This window comes from Streptomyces chlorus, assembly GCF_042655885.1.
In the GTDB taxonomy this organism is placed as follows: Bacteria; Actinomycetota; Actinomycetes; order Streptomycetales; family Streptomycetaceae; genus Streptomyces; species Streptomyces chlorus.
The window spans coordinates 1-5042 of sequence record NZ_JBHSOA010000121.1; the positions used below are offsets into that span (position 1 = coordinate 1).

6 protein-coding genes are annotated in these 5042 nt (G+C 69.6%); 5 read left to right on the forward strand and 1 reads right to left on the reverse strand.

Features of this window, described 5'->3' with window-relative positions; all coding sequences use genetic code 11:
* Positions 1-47 precede the first annotated feature (47 nt).
* A complete protein-coding gene (locus ACFPZI_RS33575; RefSeq protein ID WP_381370955.1) occupies positions 48-722 on the forward strand; it encodes an IS5 family transposase in 675 nt (224 codons plus the stop codon).
* On the opposite strand, the gene ACFPZI_RS33580 is transcribed toward ACFPZI_RS33575, so the two are convergent.
* Entirely contained in the window at positions 640-1230 is a 591-nt protein-coding gene (locus tag ACFPZI_RS33580; RefSeq protein WP_381370956.1) for a BAR domain-containing protein, read from the reverse strand. The genes ACFPZI_RS33575 and ACFPZI_RS33580 overlap by 83 nt on opposite strands.
* Positions 1231-1573: 343 nt before the next feature.
* Between ACFPZI_RS33580 and ACFPZI_RS33585 the strand changes: the two genes are divergently transcribed.
* The 4 genes from ACFPZI_RS33585 to ACFPZI_RS33600 all read left to right on the forward strand — a co-directional run bounded on the left by ACFPZI_RS33585 (position 1574) and on the right by ACFPZI_RS33600 (position 4890).
* Positions 1574-2113 (forward strand): winged helix-turn-helix domain-containing protein, encoded by a 540-nt coding sequence (locus ACFPZI_RS33585; protein ID WP_381370957.1) that lies wholly within the window; start codon positions 1574-1576, stop codon positions 2111-2113.
* Between the two features lie 8 nt (positions 2114-2121).
* Entirely contained in the window at positions 2122-2616 is a 495-nt protein-coding gene (locus tag ACFPZI_RS33590) for a transposase (protein ID WP_381370960.1), read from the forward strand.
* Between the two features lie 130 nt (positions 2617-2746).
* Positions 2747-3280, forward strand: coding sequence for a hypothetical protein (locus ACFPZI_RS33595; RefSeq protein WP_381370958.1), 534 nt, complete (start codon positions 2747-2749; stop codon positions 3278-3280).
* A 77-nt stretch (positions 3281-3357) separates the two neighbouring features.
* Positions 3358-4890, forward strand: a complete 1533-nt coding sequence (locus ACFPZI_RS33600) for an ISKra4 family transposase (protein ID WP_381370959.1) — start codon at positions 3358-3360, stop codon at positions 4888-4890.
* Positions 4891-5042 lie beyond the last annotated feature (152 nt).

Here is a 5042-nt window from a genome sequence, read left to right on the forward strand (position 1 = left end):
ACCCCAACGACTCGTCACACCAGGCCCGGTGACCTGCACGAATCACGATGAAACTCCCTCACTGGCGGGCGGTCTACGACTTCTTCCGCCGCTGGCGGTCCCACGACTACGTGCGTGAGCTGTACGAACGCCTGCGACGTTCGGCGAGAAAGCGCGCAGGCCGCAACGCCGAGCCCAGTGCGGGAATCATCGACAGTCAGTCGGTGGACGCCTCCGAGACCGTCGGCGAGGACAGTCGCGGATACGACGGCGGCAAGTCACGTGACGGGCGCAAGCGCCACATCCTGACCGATACCGAGGGCCTGCTCCTCGAGGTCACCGTGACCACGGCCGATGTGCACGACTCCAAGGCCGCCCCCGCACTGCTGGAGACGTTCATGGACCAGCCGGGCCGGCTGCTGAAACTGGTGTGGGTCGACAGCGCCTACCAGGGGCCGGCGCTGGCCGCGGCGTTCGCCCGCCACGGAGTCCGGATCGAGGTCGTGCGCCGCTCCGACGGACACCGCGGATTTGTCGTCCTGGCCCGCAGATGGGTGGTGGAGCGAACGCTGAGCTGGCTCTCCCGCTCACGCCGCCTCAACCGCGACCACGAACGCCGCCCCGACCACCACGCCCAGATGGTGTGGTGGGCCGCCGTGATCAGACTGTCGCGCCAGGTGGCCGGCGATGCCCCGCGCTGGCCGGAGAAGCGTCCCGGCCGACGGCCCCAGGCGCGGGCATGAACCGTCCGTCCTTCGCCCGCACCAGCCAGCCCCGCTTCTCCAGCACATAGGCACGGTGACGGATCTTCTCCACCTCGTTCTTGATCTCCGCCTCCCGGCCCACCGCCCGCGTCAGCTCCACCCCGTTCACCGGCCCCGAAGCGGCCACCACCGCGGCGAACACCTCCCGATACAGGCCGCTGAGCACCTCCTCACCCATGCCCGACCGCCACACCGGCGGCCTCTCGCCATGCCCCGCACCGGAGCCGCCCGATCCCACAGCAGCAGCCACCTCACCACCAGAAGACACGGAAACCGGCGTATTCACCGGGCTCTCCTCGGCCAGCACCGACACGAGCTCCTCACGCCCCACCCGGGCCCGCTCGACTCGCTCCCGTGCGGCATCCACCTCCGCCTGAGCCTGCTCCAGGACCTCCGTCCAGGACTCCAAATCCTGCCTCGCCCGCGCCTCACGCAGTTCCATCAACCCCAGCACCGACGGCATCGCACCCTCCTCGATCAACAACAAGCCGCCCGCTGCCTGCCCCTACCCCCTCGCGATCACTCCCCGCACACGAAGAAGCCCCTGCTCATCGAACAGGGACTCCCTTTGCCACAACGCACTTATGCAACCGCCTCATGCTGCACGAGCTGGCATACGTTCCTCATAAGACCACTCTTGGCCGTTGCTCTGGTCTTGGTCGGTCCGGGGCCGTTTCGGGGATGTACCAGTCCGCGTGTTCGGCGTGAAGCCGAAGGCGGCCGCCCCACTGGTTTGTGAGTGGCCTGGCGTCTTTGTTCTGGGGAGTTTCTCCTTTACTGATCCCTTTGGATTGGGTTGACATCGGCCTGCTGGGTGCTATGCCGGTGGTATGGCTACTGTCCGAGGGCTGACGCCGAAGGAGCGGCAGCGCCGGGAGGACCGGCGGGCGGCCGCGGCGGAGTTGTTCGCGGAGCGGGTGCCCCAGGCCGAGGTCGCCCGCCGGCTGGGGGTGTCCCGCCAGGCGGTGCACCGGTGGCACCGGCTCTGGCAGGCCGGCGGCCGCGCGGCGCTGGCCTCCACCGGGGCGCCGGGGACGAAGTCCTACCTGACCGAGGACCAGATCCGGGCTCTCCAGGCCGATCTGGAGCGGGGCGCGGCCGCCCACGGCTGGGAGACCGACCGCTGGACCGTCCCCCGTATCCGCGTACTGATCTACGAGACCACCGGCGTGTGGTACGCCTCGCTCGGCTCCCTGTGGCTGCTGCTGCGCCGCATCGGCTTCTCCTGCCAGCGCCCCGTCCACCGGGCCGCCGAACGCGACGAGGAGGCCATCCGCACCTGGCGGCAGGAGACCTGGCCCGAGGTAAAAGCACCGCGGCGGGCCTCGGGGCCTGGATCGTCTTCGAGGACGAATCCGCCGCCACGCTGAACCCGCCGCTGCGCACCACCTGGGCCCGGCGCGGCCACACCCCGATCCTCACCGCCCCGGCCAGCCACAAGAAGACCTCGATGGCCGGCTGGTGCTGCTACCGCACCGGCCACACCCCCCGACTGCGATACAACCTGCGCCCAGGCGGCCACTTCACCGCAGCAGACTTCCCCGACCTGCTGCGCCGGCTGCACCGCCACCTGGACGCCCCGGTCGTCCTGGTGTGGGACAACCTCACCGGACACGCCCGCGACAAAGGCGTCCTGGCCTTCCTCGACGACAACGCCGACTGGCTGACCGTCTACCGGCTCCCCGGCTACGCGCCCGAACTCAACCCCGTCGAAGGGCTGTGGGGACTCCTCAAGGACGGCCCCCTGGGCAACCTCGTCGCCCGCGTCCTGGACGAGGTCACCACCGCCGCCCGGCGCGCCCTGCGCCGCACCCAGTACCGCCCGGACCTGCTGCTCGCCTTCCTCGCCGGCGCCGGACTCGCCCTGGACTGAGGACCGTTGTCAATTGGGTGTAGCTCGTCCTCTGGGAAGTAGCTGAGCTGGGAAAGCGTCGTTTCGGGGTGTGGTGGGGGTAGGCGTCCTTCTACTGTGATCGGTGGAGTAGGGGGCGCTCATGGTGTCGTTGACCGAGGAGCTGGCGGCGCGGGCGGAGGCGGCGCGGGCGCGGGTGGAGAACCTCCAGGAACAGATCGCGGAGTTGAGCGAGCGCCTTGATGCGGCGCGGGATGATCTGACCCGGTGGACGATCGCGCGGGAGGCCGTGGATGTGGTGATGGCCGAGCGATCCGATCTCCAGGATCCGGTCGTTGACCTGTCGCCGTCGCCGTCGCCGTCGCCGTCGCCGTCGCCGTCGCCGTCGCCGTCGTTGGAGTCGAAGCCGCGGGTGGCGGTGGGGGCGATCATGGTGCCGCACCGGCGGGAGGGGCTCTCGCCGGACGTGCTGCCGGATGTGTACCGGGACATCGTCGAAGTGGTCGCGGACGCGCCGGGGCCGGTGCAGGCGAAGCAGATCGTGCCCCGGATCGGGCTGCCGGCGGTGGCCGCGAAGATCGAGGGGACACGGGGGAAGCTGAAACGGCTGGTCGAACGCGGCTGGCTGCGCGAGGAGAGGCCCGGGCTGTTCTCCCTGGCTCCCGCGGACGGCCCAGATGACTGAACTGGCGGAACGATAAAGGCTCTTCTTCCTACCTTCGAAGGTGACAAGCCGAAACGAAGAGCAGGAAGAAGAGCACCGTGGAACCGTACGACGCCATCGACGAGATCGATGTGTTCACGCCCGCAGTCAGGGCCTTCGAAGCCCTGAAAACCGACTTGGCCGGGCCGACGACGGCGCATCTTGCGCATCACGAGCTGGAGGAGATGCTCACCGAGCAGGGCCGTGAGCTTCAGCGTCTGCTGTTCCAGGCCCACCTCGATCTGCGGGCCAGGCGAGAGGAACAGGCGTCGCCCGCGGTGGTGCACGGCCATGACCACCAGCCCCGCCCGCACCGGGAGAAGGGGCATCGCCGCCTGCTGGCCTGCGTGTTCGGCACGGTCACCGTGAAGCGGTGCGTCTGGCGGGGCAAGGGGCTGAGCGGGGTGCGCCCGGCCGATGCGGCCCTGTCTTTGCCGGCGGGCCGGCACTCGCACCAGCTGGCCCGCCTCGCGGTACTGGAGGCGGTCCGCGGCTCCTACGACCAGGCGAAGACAGCGATCGAACAGCGGTGCGGGAAGGTGCTGGGCAAGCGGCAGGCCGAACAGCTCGTCGTCGCCGCGGCCCGCGACATCGACGCGTTCTACCAGCAGAAGATTCCCCTCCCGGCGAGCGCGGACACCCTGCTGGTGATGCAGGTCGACGGCAAGGGCGTGGTGATGCGACCCGACGGCCTGCGCGAGGCGACCCGCCGCAAGGCCGAGGCGGCCACGCGCACCCTGCGCTGCCGACTGGCTCCGGGCGAGAAGGCGAACCGGAAACGCATGGCGACCCTGGCCTGCGTCTTCGACGCGGATCCGGCCCCCCGCCGCCCGCACGACATCATCGCCCCGCCCGACGGACGCAGCGGGCAGCGCGAGCGCCGCAAGGGACCCCAAGCGCGAGCGAAGTGGCTGACCGCGTCCGTGGTCCAAGACGCCGACCGTGTCGTCTCCGATGCCTTCGACCAGGCAGAAGACCGCGACCCACACCACCGGCGGTGCTGGGTCGCGCTGGTCGACGGCGCCCGCCACCAACTCGACCTCCTGCACACCGAGGCCGACCGCCGCGGCATCGAGTTACACGTCCTGCTCGACTTCGTGCACGTGTCGGAGTACTGCTGGGCCGCGGCGCACGCCCTGCACCAACCCGGCACCCCCGAGGCCGAAGCCTGGGTCGGCGCGCAGCTGACCACGATCCTGCACGGCCAGGCCGCCCGCGCGGCCGCCGAGATGACTCACCAGGCCGACCGGGCCGGCCTGACAGGAAGCAAACGCGAAGCCATCGACAAGTGCGTGCACTACCTCACCGGACACCTCGATCAACTCCACTACGACACCGCCCTCGCAGCCGGCTGGCCCATCGCCACCGGCGCGATCGAGGGAGCGGCGCGTCACATCGTCGGCGACCGCCTGGAGATCACCGGTTCCCGCTGGGGCCTGCCCGGCGCCGAAGCGATCCTCGGCCTCCGGGCTCTGATCGATAACGGTGACTTCGACACGTACTGGACCTACCACCTGCACACCGAGCACGACCGCCTCTATCCCACGCCGGAAACAGGCCCTGACCAGCACAACTACGGTCTCACCACCTGACCGACGCTCTTCCCAGAGAACGAGCTACACCCTTGTCAATTCAATCCAAAGGAATCAGTAGTCAGCCCCGCCCGGCTGGCGTCACGCTCAGTGAGGGAGTTTCATCGTGATTCGTGCAGGTCACCGGGCCTGGTGTGACGAGTCGTTGGGGT